The sequence below is a fragment of the Anaerococcus sp. HMSC075B03 genome, assembly GCF_001815585.1.
GTDB lineage: Bacteria > Bacillota > Clostridia > Tissierellales > Peptoniphilaceae > Anaerococcus > Anaerococcus vaginalis.
In genome coordinates this window covers 53743-74646 of sequence record NZ_KV821172.1, presented here as the reverse complement: position 1 = coordinate 74646, position 20904 = coordinate 53743, and the positions used below count along the sequence as shown (strand labels likewise).

General features: G+C 27.3%; 22 protein-coding genes and 3 tRNA genes. 16 read left to right on the top strand and 9 right to left on the bottom strand.

All coding sequences use genetic code 11. The annotated features are described in order from the left end of the window. Positions 1-44 precede the first annotated feature (44 nt). The 3 genes from HMPREF3045_RS02775 to HMPREF3045_RS02765 all read right to left on the bottom strand — a co-directional run bounded on the left by HMPREF3045_RS02775 (position 45) and on the right by HMPREF3045_RS02765 (position 4789). Positions 45-1772 carry a vWA domain-containing protein gene (locus HMPREF3045_RS02775; RefSeq protein WP_070736987.1) on the bottom strand — a complete coding sequence of 576 codons (1728 nt, stop codon included), beginning with the start codon at positions 1770-1772 and terminating at the stop codon, positions 45-47. Then, positions 1765-2673 carry an AAA family ATPase gene (locus HMPREF3045_RS02770; RefSeq protein ID WP_070736986.1) on the bottom strand — a complete coding sequence of 303 codons (909 nt, stop codon included), beginning with the start codon at positions 2671-2673 and terminating at the stop codon, positions 1765-1767. The genes HMPREF3045_RS02775 and HMPREF3045_RS02770 overlap by 8 nt, the downstream gene beginning before the upstream one ends. A gap of 193 nt (positions 2674-2866) precedes the next feature. After that, positions 2867-4789 carry an acyltransferase family protein gene (locus HMPREF3045_RS02765; protein ID WP_070736985.1) on the bottom strand — a complete coding sequence of 641 codons (1923 nt, stop codon included), beginning with the start codon at positions 4787-4789 and terminating at the stop codon, positions 2867-2869. A gap of 354 nt (positions 4790-5143) precedes the next feature. Here HMPREF3045_RS02765 and HMPREF3045_RS02760 point away from each other — a divergent pair, with 354 nt between their 5' ends. Genes HMPREF3045_RS02760 through HMPREF3045_RS02740 form a run of 5 tightly spaced genes read left to right on the top strand, consistent with a single transcriptional unit; the run spans position 5144 to position 9717 of the window. Continuing rightward, positions 5144-6310, top strand: coding sequence for an ABC transporter substrate-binding protein (locus tag HMPREF3045_RS02760; protein ID WP_039920357.1), 1167 nt, complete (start codon positions 5144-5146; stop codon positions 6308-6310). Between the two features lie 53 nt (positions 6311-6363). Beyond that, positions 6364-7251 carry a branched-chain amino acid ABC transporter permease gene (locus HMPREF3045_RS02755; protein WP_070736984.1) on the top strand — a complete coding sequence of 296 codons (888 nt, stop codon included), beginning with the start codon at positions 6364-6366 and terminating at the stop codon, positions 7249-7251. A gap of 1 nt (position 7252) precedes the next feature. Beyond that, a complete protein-coding gene (locus tag HMPREF3045_RS02750) occupies positions 7253-8233 on the top strand; it encodes a branched-chain amino acid ABC transporter permease (protein ID WP_070736983.1) in 981 nt (326 codons plus the stop codon). Next, the gene (locus tag HMPREF3045_RS02745) at positions 8226-9008 is read left to right on the top strand and encodes an ABC transporter ATP-binding protein (protein ID WP_070736982.1); all 783 of its coding nucleotides are present in this window, start codon (positions 8226-8228) and stop codon (positions 9006-9008) included. Before HMPREF3045_RS02750 ends, HMPREF3045_RS02745 begins: the two co-directional genes overlap by 8 nt. A gap of 1 nt (position 9009) precedes the next feature. After that, positions 9010-9717 (top strand): ABC transporter ATP-binding protein, encoded by a 708-nt coding sequence (locus HMPREF3045_RS02740; RefSeq protein ID WP_070736981.1) that lies wholly within the window; start codon positions 9010-9012, stop codon positions 9715-9717. Between the two features lie 92 nt (positions 9718-9809). Here HMPREF3045_RS02740 and HMPREF3045_RS02735 read toward each other — a convergent pair whose 3' ends face one another. The 3 genes from HMPREF3045_RS02735 to HMPREF3045_RS02725 form a co-directional block, all read right to left on the bottom strand. Continuing rightward, entirely contained in the window at positions 9810-10391 is a 582-nt protein-coding gene (locus tag HMPREF3045_RS02735; RefSeq protein WP_070736980.1) for an HAAS signaling domain-containing protein, read from the bottom strand. Then, positions 10388-10723 carry a PadR family transcriptional regulator gene (locus HMPREF3045_RS02730; protein ID WP_070736979.1) on the bottom strand — a complete coding sequence of 112 codons (336 nt, stop codon included), beginning with the start codon at positions 10721-10723 and terminating at the stop codon, positions 10388-10390. The genes HMPREF3045_RS02735 and HMPREF3045_RS02730 overlap by 4 nt, the downstream gene beginning before the upstream one ends. A 210-nt stretch (positions 10724-10933) precedes the next feature. After that, a complete protein-coding gene (locus tag HMPREF3045_RS02725; RefSeq protein WP_070736978.1) occupies positions 10934-11848 on the bottom strand; it encodes a carbon-nitrogen hydrolase family protein in 915 nt (304 codons plus the stop codon). Between the two features lie 222 nt (positions 11849-12070). Here HMPREF3045_RS02725 and trmB point away from each other — a divergent pair, with 222 nt between their 5' ends. Both trmB and rlmH read left to right on the top strand, forming a co-directional pair. Beyond that, positions 12071-12703, top strand: a complete 633-nt coding sequence (gene trmB, locus HMPREF3045_RS02720; RefSeq protein ID WP_070736977.1) for a tRNA (guanosine(46)-N7)-methyltransferase TrmB — start codon at positions 12071-12073, stop codon at positions 12701-12703. Further along, on the top strand, positions 12700-13182 hold the full coding sequence (gene rlmH, locus HMPREF3045_RS02715; protein ID WP_070736976.1) for a 23S rRNA (pseudouridine(1915)-N(3))-methyltransferase RlmH: 483 nt from the start codon (positions 12700-12702) through the stop codon (positions 13180-13182). Before trmB ends, rlmH begins: the two co-directional genes overlap by 4 nt. 27 nt (positions 13183-13209) lie before the next feature. On the opposite strand, the gene HMPREF3045_RS02710 is transcribed toward rlmH, so the two are convergent. Beyond that, positions 13210-13590 carry a VOC family protein gene (locus HMPREF3045_RS02710; protein WP_004838221.1) on the bottom strand — a complete coding sequence of 127 codons (381 nt, stop codon included), beginning with the start codon at positions 13588-13590 and terminating at the stop codon, positions 13210-13212. A gap of 311 nt (positions 13591-13901) precedes the next feature. Between HMPREF3045_RS02710 and HMPREF3045_RS02705 the strand changes: the two genes are divergently transcribed. The 7 genes from HMPREF3045_RS02705 (at position 13902) to HMPREF3045_RS02675 (ending at position 17974) form a co-directional block, all read left to right on the top strand. After that, positions 13902-13977, top strand: a tRNA-Phe gene (locus HMPREF3045_RS02705). An 8-nt stretch (positions 13978-13985) separates the two neighbouring features. Next, positions 13986-14060: transfer RNA gene (locus HMPREF3045_RS02700), tRNA-Gly, on the top strand. Positions 14061-14064: 4 nt separating this feature from the next. Beyond that, a tRNA-Cys gene (locus tag HMPREF3045_RS02695) sits at positions 14065-14138 on the top strand. A gap of 49 nt (positions 14139-14187) precedes the next feature. Beyond that, positions 14188-14865 (top strand): DUF6873 family GME fold protein, encoded by a 678-nt coding sequence (locus tag HMPREF3045_RS02690; RefSeq protein WP_070736975.1) that lies wholly within the window; start codon positions 14188-14190, stop codon positions 14863-14865. A gap of 13 nt (positions 14866-14878) precedes the next feature. Next, positions 14879-16177 (top strand): histidine--tRNA ligase, encoded by a 1299-nt coding sequence (gene hisS / locus HMPREF3045_RS02685; RefSeq protein ID WP_070736974.1) that lies wholly within the window; start codon positions 14879-14881, stop codon positions 16175-16177. A gap of 8 nt (positions 16178-16185) precedes the next feature. Further along, positions 16186-17052: a DegV family protein gene (locus HMPREF3045_RS02680; protein ID WP_070641373.1), complete on the top strand. Its 867-nt coding sequence runs from the start codon at positions 16186-16188 to the stop codon at positions 17050-17052. Between the two features lie 7 nt (positions 17053-17059). Next, entirely contained in the window at positions 17060-17974 is a 915-nt protein-coding gene (locus HMPREF3045_RS02675; RefSeq protein ID WP_070736973.1) for a DMT family transporter, read from the top strand. A 3-nt stretch (positions 17975-17977) separates the two neighbouring features. Here HMPREF3045_RS02675 and HMPREF3045_RS02670 read toward each other — a convergent pair whose 3' ends face one another. Together HMPREF3045_RS02670 and HMPREF3045_RS02665 are read right to left on the bottom strand one after the other, a co-directional pair. Next, positions 17978-18673, bottom strand: coding sequence for a hypothetical protein (locus tag HMPREF3045_RS02670; protein WP_070736972.1), 696 nt, complete (start codon positions 18671-18673; stop codon positions 17978-17980). After that, positions 18670-19146: a YbaK/EbsC family protein gene (locus HMPREF3045_RS02665; protein WP_004838245.1), complete on the bottom strand. Its 477-nt coding sequence runs from the start codon at positions 19144-19146 to the stop codon at positions 18670-18672. Before HMPREF3045_RS02665 ends, HMPREF3045_RS02670 begins: the two co-directional genes overlap by 4 nt. Before the next feature lie 102 nt (positions 19147-19248). On the opposite strand from HMPREF3045_RS02665, the gene HMPREF3045_RS02660 reads away from it, so the two are divergent. Together HMPREF3045_RS02660 and HMPREF3045_RS02655 are read left to right on the top strand one after the other, a co-directional pair. Beyond that, complete coding sequence (locus HMPREF3045_RS02660) at positions 19249-20022, top strand: MBL fold metallo-hydrolase (protein ID WP_070736971.1); 774 nt, start codon at positions 19249-19251, stop codon at positions 20020-20022. 3 nt (positions 20023-20025) lie between these two features. Next, entirely contained in the window at positions 20026-20880 is an 855-nt protein-coding gene (locus tag HMPREF3045_RS02655; RefSeq protein WP_070736970.1) for a DegV family protein, read from the top strand. The last annotated feature ends 24 nt before the right edge of the window (positions 20881-20904 follow it).

The window sequence follows — 20904 nt, the reverse complement described above, 5'->3', positions numbered from 1 at the left end:
AAAATTATAAATTATTATAGTTTATAATTTTTTGCCAGCCAATTTTAATTTGCTATTAAATTTTTCATATAAATTGAAACTATTTTTGAGAAATTGTCTAAATTTTTTATCCTACAAAAATCTGCTCCATATATTAATTTTGCATTTTCTATATCTTCATCTTCTCCAGTAAAAACTCCCAAAACTTGGATTCCATCGCTTTTTAATGCTCTTATTTCTTTTGCAGTATCATCAACAGCTTTTTTGTCTATATATTGGTCCTTGATTTTTGCATTTACTGTATTGATATTGTGTTTCTCATCGTTTGGGCGACCGTCTGATAAAATTATTAAAATTTTTCTTACGCTTTCATTTTTATCTTCATTGATTAATTTGTGGATTGTTTTAAAGGCAAGGCCATCTCTGTTTGCGCCTGAAGCAAAAAAATTATAAATATTTTCATTATTGCCCTTGTCTTTAAAATCTCTGTACATATTAAAAACTGTATAATCTCTTAAAGTTGAAAATGAAGAAACTCTTATTGGAATATTTACCTTGTCCATGGCATTTGCAATTATAAAAGCCTGGTTTGCTACAAGATTTTGCCTTTTGATTTGGCTTGCCGATCCGTCTATTAATAAATCTATTTGAAATTTTGGTTTTGGGTCTTTGTTATTTGAAAAAAATACTTTGGATTCATTTAAAACTGGTGCTTTCCAAACATTAATAGAATCAAGAAGTCCATAATTTTTCCTATAAAGCTCATCTTCTTCGTGATTTGCTAAAGAATTTTCTATAGTTCTTGTAAGCTCATTTACAGCCCTATTGTTTATTGAAAGATTATTTTCAATGTATTCCTTTGTTTTTCCCCTTTGTTTTTTTCTGACTTTCTGATTGAATTTTGCATTTGGAGAATCGGTGTATTCTCCCTTGGTAAAATATAATTTTTTTGACTTATGGATACCCTTGGCAAGTTCTTTTTCTAATAATTCTTGTCTTTTTTTACTTATAGAAAGTTTTCCATAAAAATCTTCAATAAAGGAATCTTCTCTTTTGTCTTTTTCCTTATCAGTTTTTTCAAAGATAAATATATCCTTGTTCATATCTTCTTTTTTTTCTTCAAAATAAATATAACCATTAAACTCTGCAGATTGGATTTGAAATTGATCTTCAATATTTTTTTCAATATCGGAATCTTCCAAATCTTCGTGGTCAAAATTTTTTGGTTTTTCTTCTTTTACCATTTGATCAAAAAGTTCGTTGTATTGGTCAAATCTTTCAAAAAGAAAATATTTTTTAAAAAGTTCGTTTAGATTTTCAATAATTTCGCTAGATTTATAGGTATCAATTGAAAAAAGTTCAGCATAGAAATCTCTCACAAGTTTTGCTTCTGTAATTGGCTTATTAAAAATTTTCCCATAGTAGGCTTTTTCAATTTGTTCGTAAACATTGTCGGTTTCTTTTTTGTATTGGTATTTGTCGAGAATTTTTTTGGCGTAGGATTTTCTTAAATCTTTTATTACAAGATTAGTTTTTTCTAATTTTCTATAGGATAAATCTTCTAATAAAAGAAGGGTGATTGCCTTAAATTCTTCAAAAAATGGGTTATCTTTTTTTAAATAAGAAAAAAATGAAGAAAATAAATCAAGCCTAAAATTTTTAAACTTGTATCCTTCAATTATATTTTTGTAATTTTTATCCATGGGATAGTAGGACTTGGGAAAAATTTTATAATCCTCCGCAAAATCCCAGATTACATTCATGGCCCTTAACTTTTCAAAAGTATCAGTCATCAAATACACTCTCTTTGATTTCTTTTGGAAGTTTTGAATCAACGCTATCTCTTACAAGTTCTCTTTCAAATTCGTCAAAAGATTTATTAATTAGTCCCATTTCAATTGCATCGTATGGATTAAGTCCAATCTCCATAGTTTCAATTGCAGAAATTAGTCCCCTAAGGTCTACTGATTTTGTAGAAATTTCTGAATTTTCACTTTTTTCTTGGAGGGATTCAAAAATATCTATAAAAGTATTCATATATTTTTCCTTTAATTTTGGAAATTTATCCTTTAATAGATGTTTTAAATTTTCTCTTGTAATATTTGGCATATTTATAACCATAAATCTTGAAGCAAGTGCTTCGTTTACTTCTCTTGTTCCAACATAGCCATAATTCATTGTTGCAATAAACCTTGTCTTATCGTCAAGTTTTATTTTGTCATAACCTGGAATATCAATTACACGTCTGTGGTCTAAAGTTGCGTGGAGAACAGAGATGGCTTCATTTTTTGCCATATTTATTTCATCCAAAACTCCAAATCCACCTTTTTTTGCACATTCATAAACTGGACCCTTTCTAAAAACAACTTTTCCATCTTTAAAAGTATCAGCTCCAACTAAGGAATTGTAATCAGTGTTTACGTGAAAAGAAATATCCCATGATGGACGATTAAAAATATAGGAAAGATTTTGAGCAAGAACATTTTTTCCTGTAGCTTTTGGGCCAGAAAGTAAAATATTTTTTCCAGAAAGAATAGCAGTGATTGCTTTTTTCAAAACATCCTCTCCATAATATTTAAATTCTGGTTTAACAATCCTATCCTTGTCTTCATCATCTATATCTTCATTTCTAAATTCTATAATTTTATCTATTAAATTTTGATCTAAATTTATTTCATTTAAATAATCTATCATAATTCACCTCATTTGCTATTATACAACAAAAATATTCTTAGGCTATTGATAAAGTCCATTTTAATTTGTAAAATATTTCAAATGATTTTTTGATTAAAAATTATAGAGATTTTAAAATGGAAATTTTCAAAAAAATAAAAGCGTAGAAAATCATCTAAGACTTCTACGCTTTTGGATATACATTATTTAATTATTACTTAACAAAAGAATTTATTATTTCTCTTTCAATTAGATTTCTATAAGCTTTTGCACCTTCAACTTCTGGATGAACCATATCTTTGGCAAATAAATTTGCTTTTTCTTTTGCAAATTTATACCAATCAACCATGTAGGCATTTTGGTTTTCATCACAGAATTTTTTGATTTTAGAATTAATAGTTGACTCCCAAGATTGGCTGTTTACAGTATTTACAAAATAAACTTTTCTTCCTTCAGAAATATTTAAAATATCTACCATATTTTGCTCGCTTAAAGTTCCGTTAGAACCAAGGCTTACAAGAACAATATTGCCAAGGCCGTTTTTATTTTTTATATCCTGCAATACTTTTGGACCATCGGTCATTTGTCTGCCAACTTCTCCATCAAGGTAAAGATTTGGATTAAATTCTCTTAAAAATGGATCAATATTAATCAAAACAGAATCGCCAACAGCAGTAATAGAAGTATTTTTTAAAAATTCTTTTTCCTTATCAGTAAAGTTGAAATCATCATAAGCTTTCTTTTCAAAAACAGGCTCTTTATTTTCTTCTTTATTTTTATTTTCATTTTCTTTGTTACTTTCATTTTGCTTTGGATCTGTTTCTTTATTTTCGTTTGAAAGCTGATTTTTAGATTTTTCTAAATTTTCTTTATTCTCTTTTTTCTTTTGATCTTTTAAATATTTCTCATTGTTTTTCTTTATCTTATCTTGATTTTCACTTATTCTTTTTTCAAGCTCTTTCATATCTTTTTCCTTAGGATTTGGAATAAAAAATGCCAAAGCATTTAATCCCAAAATAAGAGCAGATGTAACAATAAAATATTTTTTAAAATCAAATTTTCTATTTAAAATAACGTAAGTTAGCTCTGATAAAATCAAAACAATAAATATTTCCAAAATATAAGCTATAATCCTACTTTTGCTTGTGTGGGCAAAAGCGTAAGAAAGAAAAGTGCTTATTATATATTGCCACAAATAAATGTAATAAGATCTAAGACCTATATAATAAAGGAAAGTTTTGAAAATTCCCATTTCTTTTTTCTTTATTACAAATTTATTTTCCTTTTCATAAGAGTACAAAACGCCAATTAATAATGCTTGAATAAGAGTATAAATTGGCATTATTATTCTGTAAGTATATAAGTTTTCACCCCTTACAAAAAAGTAAGCAAGCAAAGTTAAAAATAAAAGAGCATACAAAATATATTTTTCAGAAAAATTTTTCTCCTTTGCAAATTCAAAAATTTTTGAAAAATAATCTATCAAAAGATAAGCAAGTGCTCCAATAAAAATAGCATTTATTCTAGCGTCAGGTCCATAATAAATTCTTGAAATATTATTTTTATCAAAAGAAAAAATAATCATCAACAAAATACTTATTGCTGAAATAAGAATAAAAATATAAATTTTTATATTCTTACCAGAAAATTTATCCTTATATTTATTTATAAAATAATTTACCAAATAGAAAATAAGGATAAATTGGACTTGCATGGATATATACCAAAAATGTGTAAACATATCAAAATATCCATTTTTTGTAAAATATGAACCACCCTTAAAAATTTGGTATAAATTTTGAAAAGAAAGGGCTGTAGGTAAAGATGATTTTATAGAATCATGAAAGATTATTCTTGAAAAAATCAATGCAAAAAGCAAAGATAGGCTTATAACAAAAAATAAACTTGGCAATAGCTTTTTGAATCTTTTTTTAATAATCAATTTAAATTCATTAAAATCATAATCCTCTATAGTATTTATTTTTTTCATCATTAAAAATCCACTCATTACAAAAAAGCCAATTACTGCCATAAAACCACCAGGAAGAAATTGCACTGATGAATGAAATATGGAAATAGCAATAATAAAAATAGCTCTTAAAAAAGTGAATGAATCAATTTGTTTTTGTTTTCTCATTTGTCCCCCAATGAATTTTATTATAGGCGAAAAAATAAAAAATATCAAGAAAAGTGGGAAATTGTAACCTTTGTAAACTATCGGAAAATAAATATTTTAAAATAAAATCACATAAATAAACCATAAAGCATTATTTAAAATTAAATAAATAATAAATATACCTTAGCATAAAATTATAAATAAATATTCATTTTAAATATCAAAAAATAATTACAAGATAAACATTGAAAAAAAGACAATAAAATAATCAAACAAAAAATATTTGACAAGATGCAAATCCTGTGCCATAATTATTATTATAAATTTTAATCTTTATTTATACTTAATTATTAAAAAAATATGTTGGAGGAAAAAATGAAAAAAACAAAAAAATTAATGACCTTAGCTTTTGCATCAATATTTGCATTTGCAGGATGTCAAGCAAAAAATGGAGAAAATAAAAAATCTGAGAATTCTGACACAATTAAAATTGGAGCAATAATACCACAAACTGGTCCGGTTTCAAATTATGGAAATTCATCAGAAAAAGGAGCTTTGTTAGCTGTTGATGAGATAAATAAAAATGGTGGAATTAATGGCAAAAAAATTGAATGGATTTCTTATGATGATAAGGGAGAAATAACAGATTCAACAACTGCATACAATAAATTAAAAGGAGAAAAAGTAACAGCAATTGTAGGGCCTATTACATCAAAACCTGCTCTAGCAGTTTCTGAAATTGCAAAAAAAGATGGAATTGCTATGATAACTCCAACAGGAACTCAAGGAAATATTACAGAAGGAAAGGATAATGTATTTAGAACTTGCTTTACTGATCCTTATCAAGGAAAATTATTGGCAAAATTTGCAGCAGAAAATCAAAAAGCAAAAAAAGTAGCTATCCTTAGAAATACTTCTTCAGATTATTCAAATGGAATTGCTGATGAATTTAAAAAAGAAGTAGAAAAATTAAAACTTGATTTGGTTGCTGATGAATCTTATGGAGATAATGACAATGATTTTAAGGCACAACTTACAAAAATTGCAAAAGCAAAACCAGATGTATTATTAGTTCCAGATTATTACGAAAAAGTTGCTCTTATAGCTCCACAAGCAAGAGATGCTGGAATTGATGCAAAATTTATTGGTTCTGATGGTTGGGATGGAGTTGTAAATGTAATGGATAAATCTCAATTAGGATTGGTAGAAGGCTCATGTTTTTCAAATCACTTTGCTTTAGATAGTGATGACCAAAGAGTAAAAGATTTTGTAAAAAAATATAAAGAAGAAAATAAAGAAGATCCTTCAGCTTTTTCTGCTTTGTCATACGATACAATTTATTTATTAAAACAAGCTATTGAACAAGCGAAAAGCGAAGAAAGTGATAAGATTATAGAAAAAATTAAAGCTATAGAATTTGATGGAATAACTGGCAAATTTAAATTTAATGAAAATCATAATCCAATCAAATCAGCATCAATGATGGAAATAAAAGATGGAACATATAAATTTAATTCAACAGTAACAGCTGATGAAAATTAATAAAAAGGGGGGATTGCGAATTAGCAAAACCCCTTAAATTTTAAGGAGATTTTATGGATTTTTTAATTCAACTTTTTAATGGTCTACAATTAGGATCAATATACGCTTTAATAGCCTTGGGTTACACAATGGTTTATGGCGTAGCAAAATTAATAAATTTTGCCCATGGAGATATTATAATGGTAGGCGCTTATACAATATTTTTTGTTGTTCAAACAAGTCTTTTCAGAAGTGGTTTACCATTATATTTAGCGATAATACCAGTGATTATTGCTTGTACACTTTTGGGAGTTGTAATAGAAAGAATTGCTTACAAACCTTTGAGGAATTCTTCATCAATTTCAATTTTAATTACTGCTATAGGAGTATCTTTATTTTTGGAAAATTTATTTGTAAAAGTTTTTACTGCTAACGCAAGACCTGTTCCAAGTTTATTTAATCAAGCTAGCTTAAATATTTTTGGAATAAGATTATCTTTTCAAACAATTTTTACAATAGTTTTAACTATTATTCTTACAATAATTTTGCAAATTTTTATTTCTAAAACAAAATATGGCAAGATGATGCTTGCAGTTAGCGAAGATTATAAGGCGTCAAGCCTTGTTGGAATAAATGTAGATAATACTATGACTATGACTTTCGCAATTGGCTCTGCACTTGCTGGAGTTGCATCTTTATTGTATGTTTCATCATATCCTCAAATAACTCCTTTTATAGGTTCTATGCTAGGAATAAAAGCTTTTACAGCAGCAGTTGTTGGAGGAATTGGTTCAATACCGGGAGCTGTAATTGGTGGATTTATTTTGGGAATGATAGAAGTTATGACCAGAGCATATCTTTCAAGCTCATACGCAGATGCAATAGTATTTTTGGTATTGATTTTAGTTTTGATAGTAAAACCAACTGGAATTTTAGGAAATATGGAAAAGGAGAAAGTATAAAATGGATAAAAATAAAAAAACATCATATCTAGTTAGCTTTGTCCTTGTATTAGTTTCATTTGCAATTATTCAATTATTAATTTCAAGTGGAATAATCGATTCTTATTGGCAATCAATTTTATTTTTGCTATGCATTAATATAATTCTTTCAATTTCACTAAATATAACTGTAGGAAATTTGGGACAAATAACTTTGGGACATGCGGGTTTTATGTCAATAGGTGCATATAGCGCAGGAATTTTTTTGAAAACTGGAATAATAGAAGGAATACCAGGATTTTTTATAGCCTTATTAATTGGAGGGCTGTTTGCATTTCTATTTTCTCTTGCAATAGGAATACCAGTATTGAGGTTAAACGGAGATTATCTTGCTATAGTAACCTTGGCTTTTGGAGAAATAATTAGGGTTGTTGTAGAAAATTTATCTATTACTGGTGGAGCTCAAGGAATGGCAGGAATACCTACAGTTGATTCTTTTGCTTTAGTATTTTTTGTTACAGTTTTGTGCGTTGTATTTATGTATTCAATTATGACATCAAGATTTGGTAGGTCAGTTTTGGCAATAAAAGATAATGAGCTTGCCGCTGAAAGCTGTGGAATAAATACAACAAAATCTAAAATATTTGCCTTTACTTTATCAGCGCTTTTTGCTGGAGTTGCAGGAGCTATATATGCCCAAACAACTGGAGTAATAGCAGCCGATGTATTTAATTATAATAAAAGTTTTGATATTTTAGTAATGGTTGTTTTAGGAGGAATGGGTTCATTTACAGGCTCAGTAATTTCAACTATAACATTAACCATAGTTCCAGAAATGTTAAGAGCATTCGCAGAATATAGGATGATAATTTATTCTGTAATCTTAGTAATTGTTATGATATTTAGACCACAAGGCTTAATGGGAAGAGAAGAATTTTCTATTTCAAGACAAATTGCAAAATTTAAAAGAAAAATCAACAAAGAAGGAGTAAAAAATGGATAAAAGAAGATCGGTATTAAAATGTGATAATATTTCCATCTCCTTTGGAGGATTGAAGGCAGTAAATGGATTTAATCTTGATGTAAAAGAAAAAGATTTAATTGGTTTAATTGGGCCAAATGGAGCAGGAAAAACTACAGCTTTTAATATGCTAAGTGGAGTTTATGAGCCAACAGAAGGAGCGATTTATTTAGATGGAGAAAATATAACAGGCTTACCTGTTCACAAACTAAGTCAAAAAGGAATAGCAAGAACTTTTCAAAATATAAGATTATTTGATTACTTATCAGTTGTAGATAATGTAAAAGTATCTATGAACAGAGATATGAGATATAAAATTGTTGACGGAATGCTCAGGCTTAAAAATTATTGGAAAGAAGAAAGAGAAGCAACAAAAAAAGCCTTGGATATTTTAAAAATTTTGGGACTTGCAGCTTATGCAAATGATAGCGCAGGAAATTTATCCTATGGAGCCCAAAGAAAATTAGAAATAGCAAGAGCTCTTGCGACAAATCCAAAATTATTATTATTAGACGAGCCAGCTGCAGGTATGAATGCAATTGAAACAGAGTCATTGATGGATACAATTAGAATGATAAGAGATAATTTTAATTTATCAATTGTTTTGATAGAACATGACATGAAATTGGTCTTGGGAATTTGCGAAAAACTCTACGTATTAAATCACGGAATAGTTATAGCAAAAGGAAAACCAGAAGAAGTTGTAAAAAAAGATGATGTAGTAAGCGCCTATTTGGGAAGTGGATATGGAGAATAAAATGCTTAATGTAGAAAATTTAAATGTATATTATGGAAATATCCACGCTATAAAGGATGTTTCTTTAAAAGTAAATAAAAAAGAAGTAGTTTCATTAATTGGAGCAAATGGAGCAGGAAAAACAACGACGCTTCAAGCAATATCTTCTTTGCTTGAAAAAAGAAGCGGAAAAATCACTTTTGAAGATGAAGATATAACAAATAAAAAAGCATACAAAATAACAAGGCTAGGAATTGCACAAGTTCCAGAAGGAAGGAGAGTTTTTTCAAATCTTTCAGTTGTAGATAATATAAATTTAGGTTCAGTTGCAACAAATTTAAAAGACAAAGAAAGAGAAGAAAAAATTGAGAGAATATATGAGCTTTTTCCAGTTTTAAAAGATAGGAGAAATCAAAAAGCAGGAACTTTGTCAGGAGGAGAACAACAAATGCTTGCTATGGCAAGAGCTATAATGACAAATCCAAAATTGCTTTTATTAGACGAACCATCAATGGGACTTTCGCCTCTTTATGTAGAAAAAATATTCGAAACGATAAAAGTTTTAAAAGAAGAAGGCTCAACGATTTTGCTTGTAGAACAAAATGCAAATCTTGCCCTAGATATATCAGACAGGGCTTATGTAATAGAAACAGGAAAAATTGTAAAAGAAGATAAGGCAGAAAACCTTAAAAATGATCCTGCTGTTAGAAGTGCATATTTAGGAATTTAAAAAACTAGGAATTAGTTTTAAGCTAATTCCTAGTTTTTTTAAAAAATTTTTTATAAGCTAAATTTATAATTTTTGCAAGTTTTTTTGGATTATCAATTTCCATTATTTAATTTTCTTTTTTGATTTTTTAAAAATTTAATTGTAGCAATTGTAGCTTTCCAAAATAAAATTCCAATTATAAAAAATATCAAGGCTAAAATAAGACCTGCAATTAAAGCGAGAATCCCTTTTAATTCAAAGCCAAAAAAGATAAATTTTAATTCATCGATTGGTTTAATGTGAATTATTCCTTTAAATAGTCCCATTACACCTGCAAATGTGCTAATTCCACTAGAAAAGAAAAAAGATATGGAAAGTATTGCAAGAGTTGGTATAAGACAAATCCACGCTAATGAAGCGTAAGAATAAAATCCTATAGCCATAATTAAATTTTTAAAGGAAAAATCTCTACTTTTTACAATACTATCGCCCATATAAGAAAATGCTAAGTCTTTTGGACTTTCCATTTGAGAAATTATATACTCAGAACTTTGCCCATCATTAATCCTTTCATAAAATGAATTTTTAAGTTCACTTAAAATATCAGTTTTTTCAGAAATAGACATATATTTTAAATTTCTGTCTACTTTTGATAAATATTTTTCTAAATTATTATCAATTTTACTATTTTTCATTTTTCTACCTCACTAAGATCTGAAATATTTTTTACAAGAATCATCCAATCTCTTTTCAAAGCATTTAAATAAAAATTTCCAAGCTCTGTAATTTTATAATATTTTCTTGGAGGAGTGCCTTCTTCCATATTTTTCCAATAAGCTTCTAAATAATTATTTTTTAAAAGTCTTCTAAGAAGGGGGTAAACAGTACTCTCTTTTGTTTGTAACATTGGATATTTTTCAAGAGTCTGAATTAAATCATATCCATATCTGTCCCTTTTCTTAATTAAAATTAGAATTGCAAATTCTAAAGTTCCACGTTTTATTTGTGAAATCCAATCTTCATTCATAAAAAGTCCTTTCTAAACAATACCTGCCTAAGCTATATACATTATACAACATAGTATACTGTTGTCAATTCGGAAAAATTTTTTTATTAAATATCTAGTGAATGTATTTTTTAATCCAAATAAAAAATCTCAACTAAATAAATTTTATTTGTCGAGATTTTCCGTATAAAATGTTAATATTTTGCGGTTTTAATAAACTAGTTTTTGAATTTATTTTTCAGTAATTTTCAAATCTAAAACATCATTTCTTGCATAATGCCCAATTGGATCGTGTTCCATTTTTGAAGATACGACTAAATCCATATCAATATTTGCATAAATTATTTTTTCTTTATCCCACACTGGTTTTGTAAGATAGTGTCCGAATGGATCAATTACACATGAGCCTCCTTTGCAAACTAAATCTGGTAAATGTGAAATGTTTTCTTTTAGATTTTTAGGATATGATGATTTTTTTATTATCATATCAGAATTTATAAAATAACACTTGCCTTCAATTGCTATGTGCTTTATTGTATCTTGCCATTCTGAGTTGTCATTTGTGTTTGGAGAAATATAAATAGTAATTCCTTTTTGATAAAGAGCAACTCTTGCAAGAGGCATATAAGATTCCCAACAAATCAAACTTCCCATATTTCCCCATGGACTCTTTGTAACAGGAAAATAATTTTTATCAGCATCTGCCCAAACTACTCTTTCAGATCCTGTGGGTTTTAATTTTCTGTGAATTTTATATGAACCATCTGGTTCAAAAATCACATTAGAATTATACAAAGAACCACTTATTTTATCTCTTTCAGAAAAACCAATGCTAAGATATGATTTTAAATCAATGGCACATTTTTTTAATTTCAAAAAATCTTCATCACCTTCAACAATTGATTCCTTATAATACCTAAGCCAATCTTCTCTTCCATTTTCATCTCTTTTTCCAACACTAAATCCAAAATTCATTCCAACAGGATAACCCGGAATAAAAAGTTCTGGAAAAACTATTAGGTTTGGATTTTCTTTTTTTGTTTCATTTATTAAAGATATGGCCTTGTCGATGCAAGCTTTTTTATCAAATAGAATTGGTTCTGCCTGTACTAAAGCAAGCTTCAAATTATTTTTTAAATCAATCATTTTATTCTCCTAAACAATTATCTTAATAAATTTTTAACCAATTAATATAAAATTAAACATAATTTTAAAAAAAGAATATGAATTTTTAAATAAATATTTTCTTTGTAATACAAGAAGTGATATAAGAACTTTCAAGTAAATATTAAAAAGGGAACTTTTAGCGTTTTTCTTGTTTTTATCTCAAAAATTTTGTAAACTATTAAATAATAGAAAGGATGAGAAATGAGATTAAGATTTAAAGAAAATGCTATTCCAGAAATGAAAGAAAATCCTTTGATTTATTTTGATGGAAAAGAAAACAAGGGGAAATGGAAAGAAATTTTTGGAAATGATAATGAAATATATTTGGAAATTGGCTCTGGCAGGGGAGATTTTTTAATTGAAATTGCTAAGGATAATCCTGATATAAATTTTATAGGACTTGAAGTAAATACAAATGCCTTTGTTGTTGCAAGCAGAAAAATAAAAGAAAATGAACTTACAAATGTTAGAGGGCTTATAGCAGATGCGGAAAATTTGGAAGGAATTTTTGAAAATGAAGAAATTTCAAGAATATATTTGAATTTTTCAACTCCATGGCCAAAAAGACGCCACCACAAAAGAAGACTTAGCCATGAAAGATTTTTGAATAGGTACAAAAATATTATAAAAGATAAGGCGATTTTGGAATTAAAGACAGATAATAAAGAATTATATGAGGCTTCAGTTAAATATTTTGAAGAATTTTCTATGGATATAATTGAAAAAGATGAAAATATTTCAGAAGAAAAAAGCAAATATATAAGCGAATATGAAAGAAAATTTAGAAATAAAAATATGCCGATTTATTATATAAAAGCGAGATTTAATAAATGAATATTTCAATAGTTAGTGTGGGAAAAATTAAAGAAAAATATTTTAAAGATGCAATAAGCGAGTACGAAAAACGATTAAAACCATACGTAAAATTAAAAATAATTGAAGTAAATGACGAAAAAGCCCCTGAAAATTTATCAGAAAAAGAATTGGAAATTGTAAAAGATAGGGAAGCTGATAGGATTTTAAAAAAGATTAAAGAAAATTCCTATATTATAAGCCTAGAAATTGAAGGCAAAAGCCTATCATCAGAAAGTTTTTCAAAGTTAATTAAAGAGCAAATGACTTATGGAATGGGATGCGATTTGGTTTTTGTAATTGGTGGGTCAAATGGACTTTCAAAAAAAATAAGCCAAAAGGCTGATTACAAATTATCATTTTCAAAAATGACTTTTCCCCATAAATTAATGAGATTAATCTTAATTGAACAAATTTATAGGGCTTACAAAATTATAAATAATGAACCTTATCACAAATAAAACGGACCAAAACGGTCCATTTTTTAATTATTTTTCTTCAATTATTTCAATAGAAAAACCTTGAGGGTCTTTTATAAAATAAAATTTATCAGAACCGTCAGAAAGTCCGCCAATTTCTTGACTTACTACTCCCATTTTTTTGTGAAGATCATAGGATTTTTCAAATTCTTTTGTTTTAAATGCCATGTGACCATAATATGAGCCGTGCTCATATTTTCTTCCGTCGTGATTAAATGTTAATTCAAGCTCGTAAGCTCCATCTTCTGTTGCCATATAAATTAAAGAAAATTCATCTTCATCGTAATCTTTTCTTCTAGTAATGTGCATATTTAATGCATCTTCATAAAATTTTATACTTTCCTTATCGTTATCTGTGTATATACATGTGTGAATTGATTTAAATTTCATAAAACCTCCTAATTTCTTATATTATATTTTTACCCAAAAAAATTAAAATGAATTTTACTAATATTTTACAAGATAAATTTTTTCTAGGGTATATAAATAAGGGATAAGAAATTTCGCAACCTTATGACCAGAGCTTTTGCAAATTTATGAAAAATAATTTGTTTTGCAAGGCTCTTTTTTTTGAAAAATTTTATGGGCAAATAAAATTGATTTTGTAAATTTAAAAATATAAATCGAATTATTTCTTTGTGAAATTTTAAAAAAATTTGACAAGAATTTTAATTTAGCATATACTATAAAAGTAATGTTTAGCCCAGATAGCTCAGTCGGTAGAGCAGGGGACTGAAAATCCCCGTGTCGGTGGTTCGATTCCGCCTCTGGGCACCAGAATAATTGCGGAAGTGGCTCAGTGGTAGAGTATCGCCTTGCCAAGGCGAGGGTCGCGGGTTCGAATCCCGTCTTCCGCTCCAATATGGCGCCATAGCCAAGTGGTAAGGCAGAGGTCTGCAACACCTTTATCCCCAGTTCAAATCTGGGTGGCGCCTCCAAATTTGTCCTCGTTGAGGACTTTTTTTGTACCTAAATTTAAGGAGAAATATGTTAATTATTAGTCACAAATCAAAAAAAGAATTTACAGATTTTTTGGATTTTAAAAATATAAAATATTTAAAAACAATTGATAATCCAAATCTTGACAAAAGAATTTCAGATCATCCTGATCTTTCTTTATTTAAAGTGGATGATAAAAATTTAATAGTTGATAAAAATGTCTATGAGTATTACAAAAAAAATATAAAAAATATTAATATTATTAAAGGAGAAGAAGTTTCAAAAAATTATCCTTATGATGCTCTTTATAATATTGTAAAATTTAAAAATTTTTATATCCACAATGATTTTACTGAAAAAAATATAAAATTATTTTTTGAAGAAAAAAATATCAAGCATTTATTTATCAAGCAAGGCTACTCAAGGTGTTCTATGCTTGTTTTTAATGAAAATATTTTGACAAGTGATATGGGAATTTTCAAAAAATTAAAAAATATTTTGCCAGTTACTTTATTAAAAGAAGAAAAAATTCCTCTTGACGGATTTGATCAAGGATTTTTGGGTGGATGTTTTGGAAAAATTGATGAAAATACTATATTATTTAATGGAAATATAGAAAGATTAAATTCGTATGATATAATTAAAAATATAGTATATAAGGAAAAATTAAATTTATTATATCCAGACACTAATTTAGTAGATACTGGATCTTTAATATGGATATGATTAGGAGATTAAAATGAATATAGTAAAACCACAAACTATTGCAGGTGTTATGGAATTATTACCAGAAGATCAATTAGCATTTGATTATATAAAAAATATCATTGAAGAAACATTTTTGTCTTATCAATTTTTACCAATTGATACACCAGCAATTGAAAAAAATGATATTTTATTTGCCAAAGGTGGCGGAGAAACTGAAAAGCAAATTTTTGGAATTGATTCATCAAAAAAAGATATGTCTTTGAGATTTGATTTAACAGTTCCTCTAGCAAGATATGTTTCTGAACATTTCTCTGATTTGAATTTCCCTTTCAAAAGGTATCAAATTGCAAAAGTTTATAGGGGAGAAAGAAATCAAAAGGGAAGATACAAGGAATTTTACCAATGCGATATTGATATTATTGGAAATAATTCTTTGTCAATTCACAATGATGCACTTTTGCCTAAGGTTATTTATGAAATTTTTCAAAAACTTGACTTTAATGGAATAAAGTTCCATATTAATAATAGAAAGCTATTGAATGGATTTTTTGAATCGCTTGAAATTTCTGATAAGGAAGAAGTTTTAAGAACAATCGATAAAAAAGCAAAAATCGGTGAAGAAAATACAAAAGAGCTTTTGGTAGAAATTTGTGGAGAAGAAAAAGCAGATAAATTGATGGAGCTTATAAATAATAAAAGAGAAAACAAAGAACTTTTGACTTATCTTGAATCACTAAATTTAAATGATAATTATAAAATTGGATTAAATGAATTAAAAGAAGTTTATGATTATATGATTAAATTTGGAATTAATGATGATTCAATTATTATTGATTTGTCAATTACTCGTGGTCTTGATTATTATACATCTACAGTTTATGAAACTTTTTTGGATGGTTATGAATCAATTGGAAGTGTATGCTCTGGTGGAAGATATGAAAATCTTGCAGGAAATTTCTCAAAACAAAATTTGCCAGGAGTTGGACTTTCTATCGGTCTTACAAGATTATTTTATCAATTCCAACAGCTTGGTCTTGCAGAAAAATATAAAGCTAAATTTACAGATTGTCTTGTTATTCCTATGGATGAAAAATTAAATTTTTATGCCATAGATATTGCAAACAAATTAAAAGAGCAAGGTCTAAATGTTGACATATATCTTGAAGATGGAAAATTTAAGAAAAAAATTAATTATGCAGACAAAATTGGCGTAAAAAAAGTCTTAATAATTGGACAAGAAGAATATGAAAACAAAATGGTTTCTGTAAAAAATATGGAAGATGGAAAGCAAGTTAGTGTGAAAGTTGAAGAGATTAGAGAATATCTATAAGGAGAATTATGAATTTTAGAATAATAACAGACGGTTCTAGCGATATGAACGTTGATTTCATAAAATCATCGAATATTACCATAGTGCCTATGCAATCAAATATGGAAGATGAAATTTATGAAATTATAGGTACAGATATTGAAAAACTAAATGAATATTATGAATTTATGTTAGAAGATAAAAATGTATCAACAAGCCAAGTAAACTTAGCCTCATTTGAAAAATATTTTGAAGAAGTTTTAAAAAATGGAGAAGATATTTTTTATATAGGTTTAAGTGAGGCCTTGTCAGGAACTTTTGAAAATGCCCAAAAAGCAAAAGAAATTTTAGATAAAAAATATCCAGATAGAAAAATATATATTTATAATATAAAACAAGCATCAACAGGTGCAGGACTTTTGTGCCAAATTATTGTGAAAATGCAAGAAGAAGGAAAAGATATAGAACAAGTTGCATCTTATATAAAAGAAAATTCAAAATACATGGTTTCACAATTTGGAGTTGAAAGTCTTAAATATCTTTATAAGGGCGGAAGAATTTCAAAAACTAGCGCTGATATAGGTGATTTTTTGAAAGTAAAGCCAGTAATTCACATTACAGATGATGGTTCTCTTGAAGTTTTAAAACTTGAAAGAGGAACAAAGAGGGCTATAAAAGTATTATTCAATAATTTCAAAAAAAATTGGAAACCAGAAATTTCTAATGAAGTTCTTATAGGCTATGCTTATTTTGACGAAAATGCTATAAAATTAAAAGAGATGGTAGAGAGCAAATTTCCAAAAGCAAAAGTAAGCCTTGCACCAATTGGCTCATTGATTGGATCTCACGTTGGACCAGGAATGTATTCTTTGTCATATTTTGGAGAAAAAAGATAGGAGAAATATGCTCAAAAATAAAAAAAATGCAGTAATTTTTTCTTTAATAGCAATGTTTTTATGGGGGAGTGCAATCCCCCTTATTAAATCCACTTATCAAGTTTTGCAGGTAGAATCATACGACACCTTTGCAAAAGTTTATATAGCTGGAATTAGATTTTTTATGGCAGGGATTTTGGCGTTTTTTTATGCCAAAATTTTTGGAAAAAACAAAATTTCATTTTCTAAAGTAAACATAAAATTAGTTATAATTCTTGCAATACTTCAAACTTTTTTGCAATATTTTTTCTATTATATAGGTCTTTCAAATACAAGCGGAGTAAAATCATCAATCATACAAACATCAAATTCATTTATGATTGTAATAATTTCACTTTTTCTACTTCCAGAAGATAAAATTTCAATAAATACAATTATAGCCTTAATAATTGGAACAGCAGGAATTATTTTGGTAAATTCAAATCAAAAAATGGGAAGTGGCTTTAAAATTAGCGGAGAAGGATTTATTTTTACATCAACATTTATTAATGCTTTCGCATCAGTTTTATTAAGAAAATATTCAAAAAATTCAGATCCATATATATTAAATGGGATGGTGCTTTTATTTGGATCATTTCCTTTAATAATACTTGGCAGATTTTTATATATAAATCCAGTTGCTATAAATTTAAAAGCTTTTATAATGCTTTTTTATGGAGCATTTATCACAGCAACTTCATTTACAATTTGGACCATTGTATTGCAAAATCACAGTGCAAATCAATTTGGAGTATTCAAATTATTTATCCCAATATTTGGCTCAATTTTATCAGTAATAATTTTGGGAGAAAATTTTACAATAAGATTATTTATAGGACTTATCTTAGTTCTAACAGGCTCTTTGGTTTTGATGAATGGTAAAAATAAAAAATGCGATGATTAATTATTAATCCTCGCATTTTTTTATTGGCCTTTTTAAATTATTTGTTAATTTATAAATTTCATCTATATATAAATACCTATTTTTATCTTTGTATCTTGCAATTTTCATCAAATCAAGTGCCCAATTTACTAAATATTTTGATAAATAAAAAGCGTAAATATCATTTGCTAGTATTGATCTTCTTCCATTTATTACTATGTCATCTCGAATTTCTTTAAAATATCTTATCAAATTTTTTCTATTGTATTTTGAAAAAATCACTTCTATCATTGCTACTAAAGCCAAAAGATATTTATTTTCTAGATAATTAATTTTGAAATCTATGCTTTCATCTTCTTTTAAAATAATATCTTCGATTTTGTCGTTGTTTTTATAAAATTCAAAATATTTTTCTTTAGAAAAATTTTCAAAAAAATTAGGATATAGTCCATATTCAAAATTTGATTTTTCTAAATTTTTTTTAAAAAATTCTAGGGAAGTGGAATTGTCAAAAATTGTTATAAAAATTGGAGATAAAATCACCAAAAGTCTTAAAATTTCGTTTTCTTTGTCATTTTTAAAATTTATAATTATTTTTTCTTCTTCACTTGTTTTTTCTAATTTAGAAAAGTCTTTATTTTTTAATTTATTATCAAGTTCGAATACGTCTTTTGCGTGATATTGATATATTTTTTTATTTTTAAATATTTTAACTATCATTGTCTTATATTTTCAAATTTTCCATTTACTGCTTTTGCCAAATCAAATGGATTTAATTTTAAACTTACCCCACATTTTCCGCCTGATACAATCATTTTATCCAAATCTTTTGCGCTATCATCTATAAAAACTGGATAATCTTTTTTCATTGCAAGGGGAGTGGTTTCGCCTCTTTGGTATCCTACTTTTGCTTTTAAATTTTTGGTTGGAAGGATCGAAATGCTTTTAACGCCTGCAACTTTTGCAGCTTTTTTCATATCAATTGAATCATAGCTTCTTAGTAAATAGATTATTATTTCATTTTCTTTTGAAATTGTAGCTATGGTTTTATACATTATATTCAAATCTACGTGAGATTTTTTGCCAGCATCGACTGCTGATTTAAATTCTCCGCCCAAATCATATTCTATTTCTTCGTATTCTATCTTATTATTTTCCAAAATTCTCATTGCATTTGTTTTAACTTTTCCCATACTTGCTCCTTTCTTTTTTTATATTACCAGAAAAATATAAAAATTCATTAATCGAAGGCGATTTTGGGTATATTATTTTTATAAGAAATTAGGAGAATTTTGATGATTGAAAAAATTATAATAACTTATATTTATCATTCCTGTTATACTGTAGAAATAGGGGATTATTTTATTATATTTGATTATTATAAGGGAGTTTTAAATATTCCTGAAGACAAAATTGTTATTTTTGTTGCAAGTCATGGACATTCTGACCATTATACTTCAGAAATTTTAAAAATTCCTAATATGAAAAATTATACTTATATTTTATCAAGTGACATTGGACATTTAGAAAGCGACGATAATATTATTTATATAAAGGATAATAAACTTGGCATGGACCAATTGAAATCTTTATATAATTCAAAAAATGTATATCTTGTTGATCCTTATCAATTTAAAGAAATTAATATTAATGGAAGAAAAATTTCTATAAAAACTTTCGGCTCAACTGATGAAGGGATTTCTTTAATTTTATATATTGAATCCTTGTCAATATTTCATGCGGGTGATTTAAATTATTGGGCTTGGGAAGATTATGATGACAAAAGACTAAAAAAAGAGTATTATGCTTTTATCGACCAAGTAGAAAAAATTAAAAAAGATTCGATAGATATAGCTTTCTTCCCAGTTGATTATAGACTTGGAGAAAATTATTATAAGGGCGCAAAAATATTTGCAGATACCGTAAAGCCCCAATTGATGTTTCCAATTCATAGTGGAGATCATGAAAGCATAAGCCAAAGATTTGCTAGAGAAATCAAATTAGAAGAAACTGTATTTAGAGCAATTATTGACAAAGGTCAAAAAATTATTGTAGATATAAAGGATTAGAAAATGGAAAAAATAGCAGTATTAGTAGATTCTGGATCAGATTTAGATTTAGAAAAAGCTAAGGAATTTGGCATTTATATGATGCCATTTTATGTAAATTTAGACGGGAAATTTTATAGAGAGCAAGTAGACTTAAAAGCAGATGAGTTTTATGATTGGATTAAAAAACACGAAAAATTACCAAAAACATCAATCCCATCTCCAGGAGAATTGATAGAAAAACTTGACGAAATAAAAAATGATGGTTTTGAAAAATTAATAATAATAACTATTTCAAAAAATTTCACAGGATTTTATAATTTGTGCTCACAAATAGAATACGACAATTTAGAAATTGAAGTAATAGATTCAAAATCAGTTGCCCTAACCACAGGTTTGCTTGCAATTTATGCAAAAGATTTAATAAAAAAAGGCTACGATTTTAAAGAAATTGTAGATAGGTTGGAAGATAAGAAAAAAGAATCAAAAATATTTTTTACAATCGATAGCTTTAAATATCTAGTGGCAGGAGGAAGAGTTCCAAAAGCTTTTGGAAAAGTGGGAGAGCTTTTAAATATTAAACCAATAATTGTTTGTAGTCCAGAAGATGGAAAATATCATATAGAAAAAACTTGCAGAGGCGAGAAAAAAGTTCTTAAAGAAATGGAAAAAATTGCAAGCGAATATTTGGGAAAATTTGACAAATATTATATGATAATTTCAAACGGTGGCTATAAAAAAGGCTCAGAAATTTTAGAAGAAAAATTAAAAGTATTTAAAGAAAAATCTACTTTATTTTTGACTTCACAAATAGCCCCAAGCCTTGGAGCAAATACGGGTCCAGGCTTATTTGGTTTTGGATTTTTACCAATTGATTAAAAATTATAAATTAAAAAGGACTGT

Excerpts from the sequence above, each read along its gene's own strand:
- HMPREF3045_RS02775 (WP_070736987.1), bottom strand. The coding sequence starts at position 1,772 with ATGACTGATACTTTTGAAAAGTTAAGGGCCATGAATGTAATCTGGGAT.
- HMPREF3045_RS02770 (WP_070736986.1), bottom strand. The coding sequence starts at position 2,673 with ATGATAGATTATTTAAATGAAATAAATTTAGATCAAAATTTAATAGAT.
- HMPREF3045_RS02765 (WP_070736985.1), bottom strand. The coding sequence starts at position 4,789 with ATGAGAAAACAAAAACAAATTGATTCATTCACTTTTTTAAGAGCTATT.
- HMPREF3045_RS02760 (WP_039920357.1), top strand. The coding sequence starts at position 5,144 with ATGAAAAAAACAAAAAAATTAATGACCTTAGCTTTTGCATCAATATTT.
- HMPREF3045_RS02755 (WP_070736984.1), top strand. The coding sequence starts at position 6,364 with ATGGATTTTTTAATTCAACTTTTTAATGGTCTACAATTAGGATCAATA.
- HMPREF3045_RS02750 (WP_070736983.1), top strand. The coding sequence starts at position 7,253 with ATGGATAAAAATAAAAAAACATCATATCTAGTTAGCTTTGTCCTTGTA.
- HMPREF3045_RS02745 (WP_070736982.1), top strand. The coding sequence starts at position 8,226 with ATGGATAAAAGAAGATCGGTATTAAAATGTGATAATATTTCCATCTCC.
- HMPREF3045_RS02740 (WP_070736981.1), top strand. The coding sequence starts at position 9,010 with ATGCTTAATGTAGAAAATTTAAATGTATATTATGGAAATATCCACGCT.
- HMPREF3045_RS02735 (WP_070736980.1), bottom strand. The coding sequence starts at position 10,391 with ATGAAAAATAGTAAAATTGATAATAATTTAGAAAAATATTTATCAAAA.
- HMPREF3045_RS02730 (WP_070736979.1), bottom strand. The coding sequence starts at position 10,723 with ATGAATGAAGATTGGATTTCACAAATAAAACGTGGAACTTTAGAATTT.
- HMPREF3045_RS02725 (WP_070736978.1), bottom strand. The coding sequence starts at position 11,848 with ATGATTGATTTAAAAAATAATTTGAAGCTTGCTTTAGTACAGGCAGAA.
- trmB (WP_070736977.1), top strand. The coding sequence starts at position 12,071 with ATGAGATTAAGATTTAAAGAAAATGCTATTCCAGAAATGAAAGAAAAT.
- rlmH (WP_070736976.1), top strand. The coding sequence starts at position 12,700 with ATGAATATTTCAATAGTTAGTGTGGGAAAAATTAAAGAAAAATATTTT.
- HMPREF3045_RS02710 (WP_004838221.1), bottom strand. The coding sequence starts at position 13,590 with ATGAAATTTAAATCAATTCACACATGTATATACACAGATAACGATAAG.
- HMPREF3045_RS02690 (WP_070736975.1), top strand. The coding sequence starts at position 14,188 with ATGTTAATTATTAGTCACAAATCAAAAAAAGAATTTACAGATTTTTTG.
- hisS (WP_070736974.1), top strand. The coding sequence starts at position 14,879 with ATGAATATAGTAAAACCACAAACTATTGCAGGTGTTATGGAATTATTA.
- HMPREF3045_RS02680 (WP_070641373.1), top strand. The coding sequence starts at position 16,186 with ATGAATTTTAGAATAATAACAGACGGTTCTAGCGATATGAACGTTGAT.
- HMPREF3045_RS02675 (WP_070736973.1), top strand. The coding sequence starts at position 17,060 with ATGCTCAAAAATAAAAAAAATGCAGTAATTTTTTCTTTAATAGCAATG.
- HMPREF3045_RS02670 (WP_070736972.1), bottom strand. The coding sequence starts at position 18,673 with ATGATAGTTAAAATATTTAAAAATAAAAAAATATATCAATATCACGCA.
- HMPREF3045_RS02665 (WP_004838245.1), bottom strand. The coding sequence starts at position 19,146 with ATGGGAAAAGTTAAAACAAATGCAATGAGAATTTTGGAAAATAATAAG.
- HMPREF3045_RS02660 (WP_070736971.1), top strand. The coding sequence starts at position 19,249 with ATGATTGAAAAAATTATAATAACTTATATTTATCATTCCTGTTATACT.
- HMPREF3045_RS02655 (WP_070736970.1), top strand. The coding sequence starts at position 20,026 with ATGGAAAAAATAGCAGTATTAGTAGATTCTGGATCAGATTTAGATTTA.